12 protein-coding genes are annotated in these 16,620 nt (G+C 39.7%); 3 read left to right on the top strand and 9 right to left on the bottom strand.

What is annotated here, in order from left to right; genetic code table 11:
• Positions 1-140: 140 nt before the first annotated feature.
• Positions 141-1,019 carry a DUF808 domain-containing protein gene (locus C8P64_RS12765; protein ID WP_108172471.1) on the top strand — a complete coding sequence of 293 codons (879 nt, stop codon included), beginning with the start codon at positions 141-143 and terminating at the stop codon, positions 1,017-1,019.
• A gap of 84 nt (positions 1,020-1,103) precedes the next feature.
• On the opposite strand, the gene C8P64_RS12770 is transcribed toward C8P64_RS12765, so the two are convergent.
• The 6 genes from C8P64_RS12770 to C8P64_RS12795 form a co-directional block, all read right to left on the bottom strand.
• Positions 1,104-1,592, bottom strand: a complete 489-nt coding sequence (locus C8P64_RS12770; RefSeq protein WP_108172472.1) for a hypothetical protein — start codon at positions 1,590-1,592, stop codon at positions 1,104-1,106.
• Positions 1,593-1,656: 64 nt separating this feature from the next.
• Positions 1,657-3,033 (bottom strand): MFS transporter, encoded by a 1,377-nt coding sequence (locus tag C8P64_RS12775; RefSeq protein ID WP_108172473.1) that lies wholly within the window; start codon positions 3,031-3,033, stop codon positions 1,657-1,659.
• 268 nt (positions 3,034-3,301) lie between these two features.
• The gene (locus C8P64_RS12780; RefSeq protein ID WP_108172474.1) at positions 3,302-4,036 is read right to left on the bottom strand and encodes a hypothetical protein; all 735 of its coding nucleotides are present in this window, start codon (positions 4,034-4,036) and stop codon (positions 3,302-3,304) included.
• Positions 4,037-4,166: 130 nt separating this feature from the next.
• Positions 4,167-4,910, bottom strand: a complete 744-nt coding sequence (locus C8P64_RS12785) for a LytR/AlgR family response regulator transcription factor (protein WP_108172475.1) — start codon at positions 4,908-4,910, stop codon at positions 4,167-4,169.
• Positions 4,910-6,799 (bottom strand): histidine kinase dimerization/phosphoacceptor domain -containing protein, encoded by a 1,890-nt coding sequence (locus C8P64_RS12790; RefSeq protein WP_108172476.1) that lies wholly within the window; start codon positions 6,797-6,799, stop codon positions 4,910-4,912. The genes C8P64_RS12785 and C8P64_RS12790 overlap by 1 nt, the downstream gene beginning before the upstream one ends.
• Before the next feature lie 123 nt (positions 6,800-6,922).
• A complete protein-coding gene (locus C8P64_RS12795) occupies positions 6,923-7,696 on the bottom strand; it encodes a sulfite exporter TauE/SafE family protein (protein WP_108172477.1) in 774 nt (257 codons plus the stop codon).
• Between the two features lie 275 nt (positions 7,697-7,971).
• On the opposite strand from C8P64_RS12795, the gene C8P64_RS12800 reads away from it, so the two are divergent.
• A complete protein-coding gene (locus C8P64_RS12800; RefSeq protein WP_108172478.1) occupies positions 7,972-9,813 on the top strand; it encodes a PLP-dependent aminotransferase family protein in 1,842 nt (613 codons plus the stop codon).
• Between the two features lie 277 nt (positions 9,814-10,090).
• On the opposite strand, the gene C8P64_RS12805 is transcribed toward C8P64_RS12800, so the two are convergent.
• From C8P64_RS12805 to aceB, 3 genes are all read right to left on the bottom strand, one after another.
• Positions 10,091-11,275 (bottom strand): pyridoxal-phosphate-dependent aminotransferase family protein, encoded by a 1,185-nt coding sequence (locus C8P64_RS12805; RefSeq protein ID WP_108172479.1) that lies wholly within the window; start codon positions 11,273-11,275, stop codon positions 10,091-10,093.
• Positions 11,276-11,438: 163 nt separating this feature from the next.
• Positions 11,439-13,064, bottom strand: coding sequence for an isocitrate lyase (locus tag C8P64_RS12810; RefSeq protein WP_108172480.1), 1,626 nt, complete (start codon positions 13,062-13,064; stop codon positions 11,439-11,441).
• 83 nt (positions 13,065-13,147) lie between these two features.
• On the bottom strand, positions 13,148-14,749 hold the full coding sequence (gene aceB, locus C8P64_RS12815; protein ID WP_108172481.1) for a malate synthase A: 1,602 nt from the start codon (positions 14,747-14,749) through the stop codon (positions 13,148-13,150).
• Between the two features lie 118 nt (positions 14,750-14,867).
• Between aceB and C8P64_RS12820 the strand changes: the two genes are divergently transcribed.
• A complete protein-coding gene (locus C8P64_RS12820) occupies positions 14,868-16,346 on the top strand; it encodes a helix-turn-helix domain-containing protein (RefSeq protein ID WP_108172482.1) in 1,479 nt (492 codons plus the stop codon).
• Positions 16,347-16,620: the final 274 nt, after the last annotated feature.

Consider the following 16,620-nt stretch of genomic DNA (forward strand, 5'->3'; position numbering starts at 1 on the left):
GTTTTGAAAAAACATGAAAAATTGAAATTTTTCATGTTTAATATAAATATTTGGGAATCAGTATTATTTTGGGATATCTGAATTTATTTTTCAAATTCTGGTAAAATTGACAGAACTTACCTCCCTTTAAAAATAAAATTATGGCATCAGGATTTTTTGCACTTCTAGACGATATCGCAGCACTTATGGACGATGTTGCAACTATGGGAAAGGTTGCAGGTAAAAAAACAGCGGGAATACTTGGGGATGACCTGGCAGTAAATGCTGAGAAGGCCTCGGGTTTTATGTCTTCCCGGGAAATACCGGTCTTGTGGGCGATCACTAAAGGCTCATTCCTGAATAAGATCATAATTTTACCCGTCGCCTTTTTGCTCAGTGCATTTGTCCCCGTAGTTATTAAATTCATTCTGATCCTGGGTGGATTATACCTGGCTTATGAAGGAGCCGAGAAGATCTACGAATATTTCTTTCCACATGCTCACCCCAAGGAAAAACCAAAGCTGGAAAAGATCACCAAGGAGGAGGCACTGGCCCGTGAAAAGGAAAAGATCAAATCGGCAATTATCACAGATTTTATACTTTCTGTAGAGATTATCATTATCGCTCTTGGTACTGTAAGTGAGCAGGCACTGAAAATACAGATCCCTGTTGTGACTTTGATCGCCTTAGTGGCCACTGTTGGTGTTTATGGAATCGTTGCTTTGATCGTTCGTATGGATGAATTTGGTGCAAGGCTGGTAGATATGAACGAGCGGGATAATAGTTTATCAGATAAAATTGGCAATTTCCTGATAAACGCTTTGCCTAAAGTGATCAAAGGTCTTTCAGTCATAGGGACCATAGCTTTATTACTGGTTTCCGGAGGGATATTTACGCATAACATACATTTTCTTCATGGTATTCTTGAGAGCATTCCTTCTATTATAGTTGAACTATTTTTGGGTCTGATCGTTGGAATTATAGTTATGCTGATAGTGAATCTTGGGAAGAAAATCTGGAAAGGGATAAAAAGTAAATAAAAGAGAATAGTTTATATGCTTCTACGGTAGCAGGTATCTTTAGATGAAGTTTTTCCTGCCTAATTTGAATTTCTAAACTATCGGTTATCTACCACCTAAAGAACCCTCGATCTTTTCATAATCACCGGCAAGGCTGGTTCCCCAAGACCAGCAGATGGTAAGAACTTCAATATCTTCGGGTTTTTCAGGTTTGATAGATAGCATTTTATCGTCGAGGCTTAGCAATATCTTTTTACCTTTTATCATACTGGTATAAAGGCTGTCATTTTTCTTTTTCAGGTTCATATCCAGTGTGAATGCCTGTTTCGTATGTTGTTTTCCAGAGCTAAGCTTTAATTGAAAATTATTGCCGTGATTTTTTTTAATAGAAATCGTGGTTTTTTTGCCGGTAGTATCTTCCTTAGAAATATAACATCCTGCGATGGGCGTAAAATCGTATACATATTTCTTTTCTCCAAATTCGATTATTTCGGAAATTTTCGGGACGATCATTTCTGAATTAGTACTGGTATTAGTACATCCCGACGATTGGAATATGACTACCATAATAAACACTAATTCTTTAAATCTCATATCAACATTAATTCAACCGAACACGATCTAAAGGAAACCTTTGTTTCCGTTTAAAATCTCAAGCTTACGAATACTCCTTGTTTTTTATTATGGGGGGAGTAGATACTTTAACCGGTAAAACATCGAAACTGTTCACTATGATCCTGTGCCTTTTAAGATTTATGAATTGAATGATTATTATCAGGATAAAAGGAATCACAGCAATAGTTAAGAATACAGTTTCCCAATTGAAACTGGTCTTTAAGATGCCCAGCAGGCTGGCACCGGCAGCACGGCCCATATTAGAAAGGGCCATGTAAAGTGTAAACTGCGTCGCCGCCACAGTCTTCCAGCACAGATGCATCGCAGAGGCGAAAACCGCTATACATAAGAATGTATAGAGGGTACAGTAACATAGTATAAAAGCGATCATTATAATGGCGCTACTCCAAAGGTTCGTTATAAAAGCGAATACTCCTATTAGAATGGTGAGAAGGATAAGATATATGGTAAGCATCTTTATTTTACCAAAATAATCTACCAGGTAACCCCCGATAAACATCCCCAGAAACCCTCCAATTACATTAGTGGTAGAAAGGATATTCGAAAAATATGAATTAGTCCAGCCTAATTCCTGAATACTGAAAATAGGCAGAAGGGTATCAACCAAACCATACATGATCCCCAGAATAAAAATCCCGATACATAATATGAGACTGGATTTTAGTATCACTACTCTGTAGAGACTTTTAAAGATATGTGTCCAGCTTTTTAATTGTGTTTTTTTCGAAACCAGAGACGCTTTTCCGGGAGTCCACGGAAGTAATTTTTCACCTGCACGTTCTTTAAAAATTATCGGAAAGATCATAATACCCGCGACAGCCAAGGAAAGGGAGAAAACAGCAAAGGAAAAACCGAAATTATTAATGAGCCAGGTTCCAATAATCAAAGACAGGGATAGCCCTATAGTTTTTGAACCCCACATGAGACCATTAGCTCTGGCCTGTTCTTTTCGAGGTATTACTTCCACAGCCATTCCGTCTGTAGCCACATCCTGGAAAGCACCAAAGAAATTAACCAGGAACCCCGCGATCATTAAGCCATTCAGGTTATTCATGGGATCTGGCACCAGGCCGAGATTTAAAAAACTAAGGATCAAACCTATCTGACCAAAGATCACCCAGGGACGTTTTCTTCCCATCGATAAAAATGTAAAGCGATCCATTAGCGGAGCTATTAAAATTTTAAAGCTCCAGGGAATAAGCATTACGCTAACCAAAGCCGCGATTTCCATGGGTGATTTACCATTCATAGCCAGCCAGGCAGGTAAAGCGAAGTAAGTGATGCCTTCCGGAATTCCCTGCGCTGCATAAAGTGCCGAAAACGTAACATATCTCGTAACGGCATTATCAGATAAATTTCTGTCTAATCTATTTTTTAGTCTGTTAAATTTCCCCCTCATATTTCAGATTTTAAGATTAGTAGATTTAATTATACAGCTGATGATTTTTTGCCTTGAGTTAATTCAAATACATTTTGGCTTTAATAACTATTCAGAATTTTGATTGATGTTTTAATGACCCTCTCAATTAATTTTACTTTTTTTTAATAGGTCTTTAAAGATGAAAAGAGACCGTATGCAGTTCTTGTGATGACTAGTAATGCATACTCAGATGGTTATTATTAATTTTAAAAAAGGGTTGCCACTAGCGACAACCCATATAGAATGGCTAATTACTCATTTCGGTATTTAATTCGAATGTGTAGGACCAGCTATTTTGTAAGGTGTCAAACCATACTTCCCATAATTCGGCCGCCTTTTCTTCTCCCACAAGGTCTGTATAGATCTTTGCGGGACTATCCCGTTTAATATCCATGTCGGCATATTTTGTAAAGGGTTCAGCGATCATAAAATCTGGAGTATCGGGACCTCCATATTCGATATTATACCATAATCCCCGTGGTTGTCCTTCTTTCTTTCTAATAGCATCGTTCACTGCGGTTATCACCTGCTCGAATGCGTATTCTTTATGCACTTCGTAATAGTTTACCCGAATGTATTTTGCATCCTCAGGAAAGCTTCTGCTTACATCAGGCATGGTTCGCGCAATTCTTGTATTCACTTTTTCTATATGCGGCATGATGAGATTCAGCAGTATTACATAGCACTCATTACTAGCCTGGTCCTCTTTGTCCATTTCTGCCCAGTTTGGCATCATGCCAGACATAATGTAAAGGTTACCCACTCCCTGTTGTCTGTGCCACATATTCCATTCGTTTTCTCCATTGTTTTCGAGGTAACAGGCTTTCCAGTTCTTTACACCTTCGATAAACTGAGCATGATGTCCTTGCTTGACCGTAATTTCAGTAGTGGTTAGAATTTCACTCTCAGTATTTTGCGCGGAAAGTATACCACTGCTGAATACAGCTATGAACACCGTAGTAATTAATTTGAATGTTTTCATATGATTATCTGGTTTTTAAAGATACGTTCATTATGCATCTAATTAACTGATAATCAATGATTTTATGAAATGATATAGGACGAAACCATGTTCAGGCTGTCCGGGAAAGAAAGATTACTTAGCAGGAGGCTTAAATGGTCTGTAATCGTTTTAGTAATTCTTTTTTTACAGATTTACTGATGGGGATCGCTTTTTTACCGATCACAATATGGCTTGTGGCAATTTCTGTAATTTGTGAAATATTGATAATAAAGGATCTGTGGATCCTCAAAAAGTGTTTTGCTGGAAGTTTGTTATCCATTTCCTTTAAGGTCATGACTAGCAAATATTCCTTTTTATGGGTGAAAATACGGCAGTAATTCCGTTCGGCTTCAATGTAAAGTATGTCTGTAATATTTACTTTAACCATGGAATTTAAATGCCGGACAAAAATGCAATCCCTAAGAACAGTTGCTCCGGTATTTTCAGAAACTGAATCTTCCTTACTTTCCTCTTTAAGACTTACCTGGGAAATGGTTAATTCTATCGCCCTTTGCAGATCTAATTTTTTGAAGGGTTTGGCAATGAAGCCATAAGGATGGGTTTCTTTGGCCCGGTTAAAGTGAGCGTCATCTGCGTTGGCAGTTAAGTAGATTATAGGGATGTCGTGAGTTTTTTGCATCGCCAGCGCGGTTTCTATACCATCTAACTCTCCTTTAAGGTTAATATCTAGCAGCAAAATATCTGGAGTTTCAGATTTTATATGCATCAGGGCCTCTTCTCCACGGGGAATTATTCCGGTCACTTCATAGCCTAATTCATTTAATTGTAATGAAATATTGGCAGCAATGATCATCTCATCTTCTACAATAAGTATTTTAGTTTTTTCAATCATTAAGCGCTTTTTCTTATTAAAAAGTCAAATTCAATGTGAGTCCCTTCATCATTTCGCTCTATCATTTTTCCATTGAGTTGCTGGGTTAGTAATTGCACAAGCTGAGAGCCAAATCCAGTGCCTTTTGGCGCCAGGCCTACTGTTTTTCCAACGCCATTATCTCTAACCAGTAATTTTAAGTTCTGATCTGTATCCTTTTCCAGGCTAATATTGATGACACCTTGTTGCTGTTTCGGGAAGGCATATTTTAAGGCATTGGTAAGTAGCTCATTAACAATAAGACCTATAGGCACCGCAGTGTCTACATCCAGATCCAGGTTATCCATGGCGCATTCTATTTTTACCCGGTCTTCCGCATTAAAAGTGTCCAGAATACCTTCGCTAAGGTTAAGGAAATAGTCTTTCATTTCTATGCTACCCAGATTGGTACCCTGATATAGTTTTTGATGAATTATTCCCATGGATTGCACCCGGTTCTGACTGGCAATCATGGCATCTTTAGTAGCAGGATCTTCGATCTGGGCCGATTGCAATGCAATCAGACTTTTAACCATTTCCAGGTTGTTCTTCACACGATGGTGGATTTCTTTCAGTAATAATTCATTTTCGGCATTTTTAGCCCTGATTATTCTAGTAGCTTTTTTACTCTCATAGAAGAAGTAAAGCAACGAAAGTAAAAACACTAATAAAAGAGAAGCGATAACAATGAACAAGGTTTGGGTCTTGCTTTTTTGATCTATCAAAGCTGCCTGTGATGCCAGGGCCTCATCCTTCTTTTCTGTTTCATATTTGATGGCCATCTCAGATTTGATATTTTCGATCTTGCCCTCAAGTAGATTCTTCGAGTTGGTATAGGCTTTATCTTTATAGAATAGGGCATTCTCAAAATCCCCTAGATTGGTATACACTTCAGCCAGATCTAAATAGGGTTGAATTATTCCATTTTGGTCCTTGTCTTCATAAGCATTTACACCGGCTAAAAGATGATCTAAAGCCTGCTCATAGTTTTTCTGAACCAGATAGATCTTACCAATTTCTGTCCTGTAGGTGGTACAACGTTCTTCTCCAATATGTTTTTTGCATAAATTCCATGCGGCCAAATAATCTTTCAAAGCGTTATCGTAATCTTTGGCTTTCATATAGACCTCTCCACGATAGGAGTATGCTCTAACCGGTACAAAAATTTGATCCGGTGCTTTTGTTCGAACAATTTCAAGACAGTCCTCGGTAGCTTTATATGCCTTTTCATATTCTCCCAGTTCCCCGTAGCCTATGATTAAATTGAACTGTGCGATCGCCAAACTGCTGTAATTTTCAGATTTCTCTAATAATGGAATCGCCTGATTGGTATAGTATATAGATTTCTCATAATCCTCCATCACCCGGTATTTTACACCAAGCGTGCGGTAAGCGCTTCCCAGGCCTGCGTTGTCATTCAGATCTTCATACAATTCAATAGACTTGAATAAAACTTCCTGGGCCTTGTCCAACTGCCCGGTATTTAGATAATCTATAGCAAGTGACCGGTAAGTATCTGCGATCTTTTTGGTATCGTCACTTTTTATATGGTATTCTAAAGCTTTTTCAGCATGATAAACTACAGAGTCTGGAGAGAAAAGGCCATTGTAGGCATGCCAGCTGGCTAATGATTCATGAATTTGGGCAATTAAAGTATCATTCTCTGTCTTTAAACCACGCTTCAAAGTTTCAATGCCTATGGCGTGAAATTCTTGTAAGTTTTCTTCGGAAGTAGAATTTGCGTTCATCCAGGAAAGGACTGAATCTATTGGTTGATCATTCAGACCTTTTTCACTTAAAGTTTCAGACTGTGAGAAACTAACCTTGGAAAAAAAGCAGACCAGTAAAATTGTGGAAATTAATCTAAGCATACTTCTGAAAAACTGGTGGTAATAAACTTCTGGATTTAAATTTAAATATACAGAAATTACTTAGAAATATATCTCTCCTTTAATTATAAGTAACTGATTAGCAATTTATTTCGTAGTGAATAATTAAATAAGTCCTGCACCCAAAGCAAGGGAAACAATAATTAATAAAATTGCTACAACTACCTGGATGAATCTTAAGGTTACTTTTTTCAGAAGCCTGTTTCCAAAATAAGATCCGGCGATGCCCGAAAGGGTGGCACAAAATAGCAAGCCTAAATTGTCTGTAAGTTCAGACTTTATAAATCGTGTGGCATATACGCTTAACCTCGTAAAATCTACAAAGGTTGAAACCACTACGGCGGTCCCAATAAAAGCTTCTTTGGAAAGTCCTGCTTTAATGAGGAAGGCACTTCTTAACGCACCTTGATTTCCTGATAGTCCGCCAAAGAAACCGCTCAATGCTCCACCTATGGGTAATTTGCTTTTCCCAAATTTTAAATTGCTCAGGTATGGTATAAGATCAAAACTTGCGAAAATGATGAGTAGAATTGATATGAGGAATTTTGTGGGATATACTTCAAAGTGTGATCCAAAGGCATTATAAGAAAATAATGGTTCAGTGGATGGAATGTTGACCAGGATCCAGGAGCCCATAATAGCGGCGATCACTGCGGGAATACCAAATCTTATCAAGACATCTTTGTCTGCATTCCTGCCTACCAGGCTTACCTTATAAATATTGTTGAAAAAATGTACCACACCTGTTAGGGCAATAGCTAATTCAACTGGAAAGAATAGCATAAAAAGAGGTGTGAGTATGGTGCCTAGTCCAAAACCCGAAAAGAAGGTAAGAATGGCAACCAGGAAAGCCGCAATCGAAATGATTATAATTTCCATTGATTATTTATTGATGAAAGACCGACTTTTTCAAAACGCTCTAAATATCCTTTTTAATAGAAATTGGGATAGCTCCTAAATTAGGAAATTATATAACAACTCTATCCAACTTCTATCGAGACGAAAACAAGATAGTCCATCTCTTGGAATTGAGCATATTTAGCAAAACTCTGGTACCGAATTCCAGTTTTAAATTAGGTAAATAAAACAGGCTTCAGGCCTTTTTAAAATCTCCTAATTGAATTATATTCCCGGCCGATCTTTAATTGAAGAATATGAAAGAGCAAAATGTAAGTATGTATTTAGAAGATGTACTTGAAAATATGCCGATAGACTGGGTTAAGCTAACGACCCACCGCTTAGATATTTATAATGAATCCCTGGCAAAAACCGAATTTCTGGAGAAATTTGAAGAATTATATCATAGCAATAATGCTGAAAAAGCAGCTTTGAGTGAACTGCCCACAGCTTTCGATTATATCCGTCTCGGTCATCCCTTGTCTACAGTGCTGGAATGGGGTATAGCAAAACTGAATGTTCTTAAGGCAGATAATGTTATAAGTTTTTCTTCCAGGATGATGCCGGTTTTGGCTATCCTGAGAAAGAATCTTTTTGATCATAAAAATACCCTGATCTGCTATAAAGGCGAGCTACCGGAATTTTTTGATTTCGAATCTCTTAAGCAGGTTTACGGATATTCTTTTGAAACCAAACAGGTAAACAATATTGAAGATATCCCGGGATTTGACGGGAGTACTGTTTTTATTTCAAATCAGGATGATCTGAAACAGCTGCCTCTTGATGCAAAGATCGATTTCTATGTGAGCCTGCAGGCTGAGCTGGGAAGTGTAATTGTGGTGAATGGTTCTGAAAACGAGAAATATATTGCCGAAATCCAGCACGTAAGAAGAAGAGAGAGCATCGCGATGACCCCGGCAGATTGCCATACGGCATTACTGCAATTGTTAGGGAAATCTGGATCTGTAAAAGCAACCAATTATCAAGCAGATAAGGCCAAGGTTGTGGACTCGGTTCATAGCATTACTGCGACCAAATCCAAGGTTCTTCTTGGTTCCTGCGGACTTTCGGTGCAATATGCCATTATGATGGGACTTATTGATGATGCGATCGAAAAGCACCTGGGAAAAACCATCAATATCATTGTGCCTCCAAACTGTTATGGAGGAACTAACGACCAGGCGAGGAGAGTAGCAGCATGTCTTGATAATGTTGAAATCGTGGACCTCCCGGTTGATGGTGATAATGATATGGTTCAAAGTACAGACCTGGTTTTAGACCAGGTAGCAAAAGCCGGTGCAGTACCTTATATCATTGCAGAGATACCTACGAATCCAAGGGTTGAAGTTCCCGATCTTGAGAAATTAAGGCAGGTTCTAACTAAGGAGAGAATTAATGCGAATGGGGAAAAGGCGGTAGAGCCAGTTTTTATTTTAGATCAAACATTCTGTCCTAACGTGCAATTCTGCGGAAAGGATGGAATTCTTTCCGAAGTAAAAACGATCTCCTACGTAAGCGGGTCCAAATTTCCGAGTGGAGGTAGATGTACTGCTGGGTATTGTGTAGCTAATACAAAGGCTGATGAGCTAATGGATAAAATAGATAAGCATTTGAGTTTATGTGATAATGAAGCTACAGGTTTGCAAGTAGAAATACTGGCGAAACAATTACCATCGATGAATCAGAGGATCAAAGATGCCTATAAGAATACTCGTGAATTCGTAAGCTTTATTGAAGAAACCTTGCCTGAAGCGAGGATCAATTTCGTATCCGAAGATCTGGCGGAAGAAGGATTTACGCCTTCGGTATTTTCTTTAGACCTCCCAACAAAAGGAGAAACGGACGCAGAAAGGGAGACCTACAAAAGAGCACTGAACAATAAACTCATCAATATGATGATTGGTGAAATTCCTAATGAAAGTAAGTACTGTGTGAGCTATGGGCAGCTAAAAGGCTGTTACTGGACGATACCTGCAACTTCTACACAAGGAACCACGAAGGAAGATGATAAGGATTATATAGCCCGGGTTTCGGTTTCTCCAAACCTCGACCTAGAATTGCACAAGAAAGTGTTTGCAGATTTTGTGAAGGAAATTTAATAGTGACTTAAAAATCAACCTTAAAACCCAGTGTTAAATATTTTATAATTGTTTAATTAATTACAAAATAAATTAAACAAAAATATTATCTTTATTGTGTTGAAAAGTTAGAAATATAAGCATGATTTAATAAGTATTCGCGAAACTGTTAAATCATATTTTCAAGCATAAAGACATGCGCGTTGCAACAAAAAAAATCCTGCAGGATACGTCCAGCAGGATTTTTTTAGTTTTATCCGCTTCATATTTGAAGTGGACATTATAGCTGAATTACTAGCTAAACTATAGCCAGATTTTTTGTCAGAAGCTCATGCTGAAAAGCCTGTAACCCTTCCCCGGCTTTGACGGGATGGCCAAGTTCTATTAACGCGCGTTCTAAGGAACTGAGCACTGCAATGAGATCGTTCGAAGAGACCGATCCCATATGGCCAATTCTAAAATAGGATGTCTTCAATTCCGGAAGTAAACCTCCGGCAAGGATAATCCCGTCTTTAGATAACTTTGCGAGTAAAGCAGAACCATCGACTCCTTCAGGATAATAAGCAGCCGTAAGTGTATTCGCCGAAATTTCATTTGATTTTGGTAGAAAATCGAATTTCAGCGCAGCCAACCCGGCCCTGAAAGCTCTCGCCAATTCGCGATGTCTTTTCACCCTGGTCTCCATGCCTTCTTTTTGAATAATTTTCAGGCTTGTTTCCAGGGCAACAATCAAATTTACAGGCGGTGTGCCAAAGTAAGAAGGTCTTCTTTCCTCGTATGCCTTTATAATTGGAAGCCAGTTATTCCAGTCGGAATAATAACTGCCTACGGATGTCTTTCTATTTTCCCAGACTTGTATGGCCTTTTCAGAAGCTACCAGTAAGGCCAGGCCGGGAGGAACTCCTATAGCTTTTTGAGACCCGGTTAATACCACATCGATTCCCCAATCATCCTGTTTTATTTCTTCTCCGGCAACCGAGCATACACCGTCTAAAATACTGAGGCAATTATATTTTTGAGCCAGTTTCGCAATGGGTTCAGGGTCTACCCGAACACCGGTTGAGGTGTCTACATGAGTCAGGGTTAAGGCCTTGTATGCGTTGTTTTTCAATTCAATTTCAATGGCATCCAGATCTACAACTTCACCGACATTCGCTTCTAAAATGGTGGTTTTCGCACCATATCTATCTATGATATCTTTATAGCGTTTACCAAAATATCCTGTCGAGATGACCAGAACCCGATCATCTTTTTCAATCAGGTTGGCGGCTGCCATATCCATGGCTAAAGTTCCGGTTCCGGCTACGATGAATGGCTGTCCCTTTGGCGATCTCCAGACTTCTCTCATCAGCTCGATACATGTTCCGAAGCTTTCTATAAAGTCTGGCGCCACATGACTGCTGGTAGCTCTGCCCATGGCGTGCAGTACTTCCGGTTCGAATTCTATGGGGCCGGGGATCATTAATAATTTTCTGCCTTTCATAATTTTAGTTATTCTGTTTTCTACTTCAAATCATTCGTCACCCTGAATTTATTTCAGGGTCTCAATTTCAGGTTAACTTTCATAAGATTGAGTTTTTTGGTTAACAATCGAAAGCAGAAAAGCACAAGGCGGTCAATTTCACGCCTTGTGCTTTTCATAAGATTTATTTATCCATCACCAGTTCGCGTTTGGCGGTTTTTTTCTTTTCAGCAAACTGGTTGCTGGTGTTTTTCTCTCCACCGGCTTTAAGCGCTTTTTCACCTGCGAAGAAGGTCTTATGATCATCTCCCAGGTCTGAACCTGCCATACGCTGGTGTTTCACGCAGGAAACTCCTTTGCGTATTTCCTGTCTTTGTACACCTTCCACATAGGCCAGCATTCCGTCTTCAGAAAAATAACCTTTGGTAAGATCATTCATATGCAATGCGGTAGTGTGATAAGTAGGCAGCGTGATGAGATGGTGAAAAACTCCGGCTTCCCTGGCCGCATCTTTCTGAAATGTCTTGATCTTTTCATCGGCACGGTGGCAAAGTTCAGATCCGTCATATTCAGCATCCATCAGGTTATTTCGGTCATAAGCCGTCATATTCTCACCTTCGGCAAGCATTTCTTCGTAAGCCTGGTTGCGGAAGTTCAGCGTCCAGTTAAAAGAAGGGGAGTTATTATAAACCAGTTTGGCGTTTGGCACCACTTCTTTTACTCGGTTCACCATATGGGCGATCTGCCTGACATTTGGCGTGGGGGTTTCTATCCACAACAGGTCTGCTCCGTTTTGCAAACTGGTGATACAGTCTAAAACCACGCGGTCTATATTAGAACCATCTTTGAATTTATAGAGTCCGTTAGGCAGTCGAACCGGGCGCACCAGTTTACCGTCTCTTTTTAAAAGCACATCGTCTTCCCGGGCATCTTCAATAGCTATACTTTCAGCCTCTACAAAGGCCAGGTACTTTGAAGCCAGGTCACCTTCCTGCTGACTTACCGGTAACTTCTGAGTTAAACCGGCACCTTCAGAATCTGTCCTCGCTACGATAACGCCGTCTTCAACTCCCAATTCCAGGAAAGCATATCTTACCGCATTCAGCTTGGCTATAAAATCTTCGTGAGGAACGGTAACTTTCCCGTCCTGGTGCCCGCATTGCTTGGCATCTGAAACCTGATTCTCTATCTGGATGGCACAGGCTCCGGCTTCGATCATTTGCTTGGCAAGAAGGTAGGTGGCTTCCTCATTTCCGAAACCGGCATCGATATCGGCAATTATAGGTACTATATGAGTTTCGAAATTATCGATCTCATCCTGCACGTCTTCACCGTTTTCCAGCCTTTTAAAAAGATCGTTCAGTTCCACGGCATCGGCCTGGCGCAGGAAATCATAGATCTCCTTGATAAGGGCCGAAACCGCCGTTTTTTCGTGCATGGATTGGTCTGGCAGCGGTCCGAATTCTGAACGTAAAGCGGCAACCATCCAGCCAGACAGGTATAAATACTTCTTATTCGTTGTTTTGTGATGTTTCTTTATGGCGATCATGTTCTGTTGCGCCACAAAGCCATGCCAGCTACCAAGCGATTGAGTGTATTGAGAATGATCCTGGTCGTATTCGGCCATATCCTTTCTCATGATAGCGGCAGTGTATTTCGCAATATCCAAACCGGTTCTAAAACGATTCTGGGTGATCATTCTGGCGGCATTTTCCGGGTTAATGGAATTCCAGCTTTCCCCGTATTTCTGTTTCAGGTTTTGAACCTTTTCCAGGGCAGATTGATACTTAGTTTGCGATAAATTTTTCATAATTTTGCGTTTGATTATTGAATTTTTCTGAAATTTTGATAATTAGGTCTCGCAATCTATGGCAGTAGTTGCGAGACATTTTTTTATAGGTGTTTATACGCCGGAAGCGTTAAGAATTCTTCGAACCTTTCTGAAATGGCCAGTTTGTCGAAGAGTTTGAAGGCTAATTCAAACCTGGTGTTCTTTTTAATATTTGACTCCCCGTATTCGGTAAGTATCTTTTCAACTTCATCATCGAAAATATCGATATACAGCTCCATGTTGAATTTTCTTCCGTCTTCTAGCACCACTTCATTTTTCAACCATTGCCATAACTGGGTTCTGGAGATCTCGGCTGTGGCAGCATCTTCCATTAAATTGTATAGCGCCACCGCTCCGAATCCGCGCAGCCAGGCTTCCATATAAAGGATTCCGACATTAATATTTTTCCTGATACCGGCTTCGGAAACGCTTCCCTTTGGAATTTCAACCAGGTCTTTTTCAGTTATCTGAACATCATCTCGGGTTAAATCTAACTGATTAGCTTGCGGCATATGCTTATTGAATTCGGTCATGGCAACTTCCACGAGCGCAGGATGTGCTACCCAGGTACCGTCATGGCCATTCTTTACTTCACGCTCTTTATCTTTTCGAACCTTTTCGATAGCGGCGGCATTCGCGCGATCGTTATTTTTGATCGGAATTTGTGCAGCCATTCCTCCAATTGCCAGGATACCACGTTTATGGCAACGCTGTATCACCAGTTTGGAATAAGCATCCATAAACGGAGAGGTCATAGTCACCTGGTCACGGTTAGGCACCACAAAATCTTTATGGTTCCTGAATTTTTTGATATAGGAGAAAATATAATCCCAGCGACCGCAATTCAAACCTACAATATGGTCTTTGAGTTCATAAATGATCTCGTCTAATTGAAAACTTGCGGTGATTGTTTCTACCAAAACGGTAGCTTTAAAAGTTCCTTTTGGAACCTCCAGATAATCCTGGGCAAAATTGAATACTTCGTTCCACCAGCGCGCTTCCAGGTAGTGTTCCAGTTTTGGAAGGTAGAAGTATGGAGCAGTGTCATTTTCCAGCATGGTCTTAGTATTATGGAAAACATACAATCCAAAATCTACCAGGCTTCCAGACATTTCTTTATCTTCAACCAGCAGGTGTTTTTCATTTAAATGCAGGCCCCTGGGGCGAACCAAAAGAACCGCGGTTTCTTCGTTTAGCTGATATGATTTTCCACGTTTGGCATCGGTCAGGGAAATAGTCTTTTTGTTGGCATCGATCAGGTTACGCTGACCTTCCATTACGTTTTTCCAGGTAGGAGCGGTGCTGTCTTCAAGATCGGCCATAAAGGTTCTTGCTCCCGAATTCAAAGCGTTAATGATCATCTTTCTGTCAACAGGTCCGGTAATTTCAACCCGCCTGTCCTGAAGATCTTCCGGGATCTCTCCGGCTTTCCAGTCTCCTTCACGAATGGCTTTGGTTTCAGATGGAAACTCCGGCAAATTACCTTTATCAAAATACTTCTGCTGTTCCTTTCTTTTTTCCAGAAGCGATAAACGCTGAGCATTAAATTTCTCATGAAGCGTGACGATAAAATCGAGAGCTTCATCGGTTAAGATCTCAGGGTAGTAATTGGTTACTTCTTTTGAAAAGTTTAGATCGGCAATTTTTAATGATGTGGTTTCCATGATTTTAATGTTTTATAGGACAATATTAAAACAAAGAATTTAATAAAACAAGCGAACGTTCGCTAAATGAATAAATTCGCATTTTGAGGTGTTTCGCAGAATTGTCTATATTTGAGATATGGAAGAAGATTATATCAAACTGATATTTGGCTTGAAGCTAAAGCAGATAAGGACCGAGAAGAATTTATCCCTGTTCGGATTATCCAAACTTTCAGGCTTGTCAAAGTCGTATTTGAATGAAATAGAGAATGGAAAAAAATATCCCAAACCGGATAAAATTGCCTTGCTTTCAGACAAATTAGAGGTGCCATATGATCAAATGGTGTCCTTAAAGCTGGACAAAAATCTTGCTCCGATAGGGGAGTTGCTGCAGTCGAAAATCTTAAAGGAAATTCCGCTGGACCTTTTCGGGATCAAGGAAAGTAACCTGATAGACATAGTCTCTAATGCCCCGGCGAAGGTGAATGCTTTTATTAGTACGATCATAGAAATCGCCAAGCATTATAACTTCAGCAGGGAAAGTTTTTTCCTGGCTTCGGTGCGATCCTTCCAGGAAGCGAACAATAATTATTTTGATGACCTGGAGCAGCAGGTGCTCAAGTTTGCCAAAGCTTACCAGGTAGACCTTACCAAATCACCTACCTCAAAAGAACTGGAGGAGATTCTGATCGAGGAATATGGCTATAAGATCAATGAAAATGAACTGGCTAAATACGAAGACCTGGAGAGTCTAAGGTCTGTTTTTATTCCGAAGACCAATACTTTATTGCTGGCAGATGGAATTGATGAAGCCCAGCGCACTTTTATTTACGCCAAGGAGATCGCCTATAATTTCCTGGAGATCTCAGATAGGCTGCATTCTTTTCCCTGGATTAAATTTGAAAGATTCGACCAGGTGTTGAATAATTTTTATGCTTCCTATTTTGCGGGAGCACTGGTAATTCCGAAAGAAGAACTGACCTTAAAACTGGAGGAACTATTTGAAAAGGAAACCTTCGATGCTGAGTTGTTCACGAAAATGCTTAACGGATTCAATGCTTCCCCGGAGACCTTCTATCAACGATTAACCAACATCCTTCCAAAAGCTTTCAATATAAAGAACCTGTTCTTTTTAAGAATTACGCACCGGGCAAATAGCGGTAAATATTATCTGAATAAGGAATTGCATTTGACTCACCATCACTCCCCCAGGGCGAATGAAACAAATGAGCATTACTGCAGACGCTGGATGTCTTTGAAAGTCCTTGAAGACATATCCAAATCTGGTAACTCCCATGAATTTGGCGTTCAGATCTCCAATTATCCCAGTCATGAAAACCAGTACCTGATATTTTCATCGGCGACCCAAGATCCTTTCCGGGAGAATCAATACCGTAGTATAAGTATCGGGCTCCTTTTGAATAAACAGCTGGAACGTAAGGTGAAATTTCTTGAAGATGAAAATATTATTCGTAAAGATGTCGGGGTGACCTGTGAACGCTGTGCCATCCAAAATTGTGAAGTACGCCAGGCTCCGGCCATCGTCCTGAAAAAAAGGGAAAGGAACAGGAAGATCGAATCTATAGTGGATGAGTTAACAGAGAAGTTTCAGGTTTAGACTATATCTTCAGACTCCAAACTTCCAATATTTATTTCCATCAATATCCTTTAATCTTAAGATTACATTGGAGTTTTTTTGATTGGAATTTTACCATTAACCTATTGGTAAAATTCAATATTTCATGCGTGGGATTTAATTCTTAGAAAAAGTATATCAACCTATCCAGGAATTATTTAGAGCGAATTTTAATGATATAAAATAGGCGAGATCTTTCAGTGTATTCTTTGTTGTTCTTTGCTTAAAAATTTGCGGATTTTCATCAATACAATGC

Origin of the sequence: Christiangramia gaetbulicola (assembly GCF_003054225.1) — a bacterium.
GTDB classification, from domain to species: domain Bacteria; phylum Bacteroidota; class Bacteroidia; order Flavobacteriales; family Flavobacteriaceae; genus Christiangramia; species Christiangramia gaetbulicola.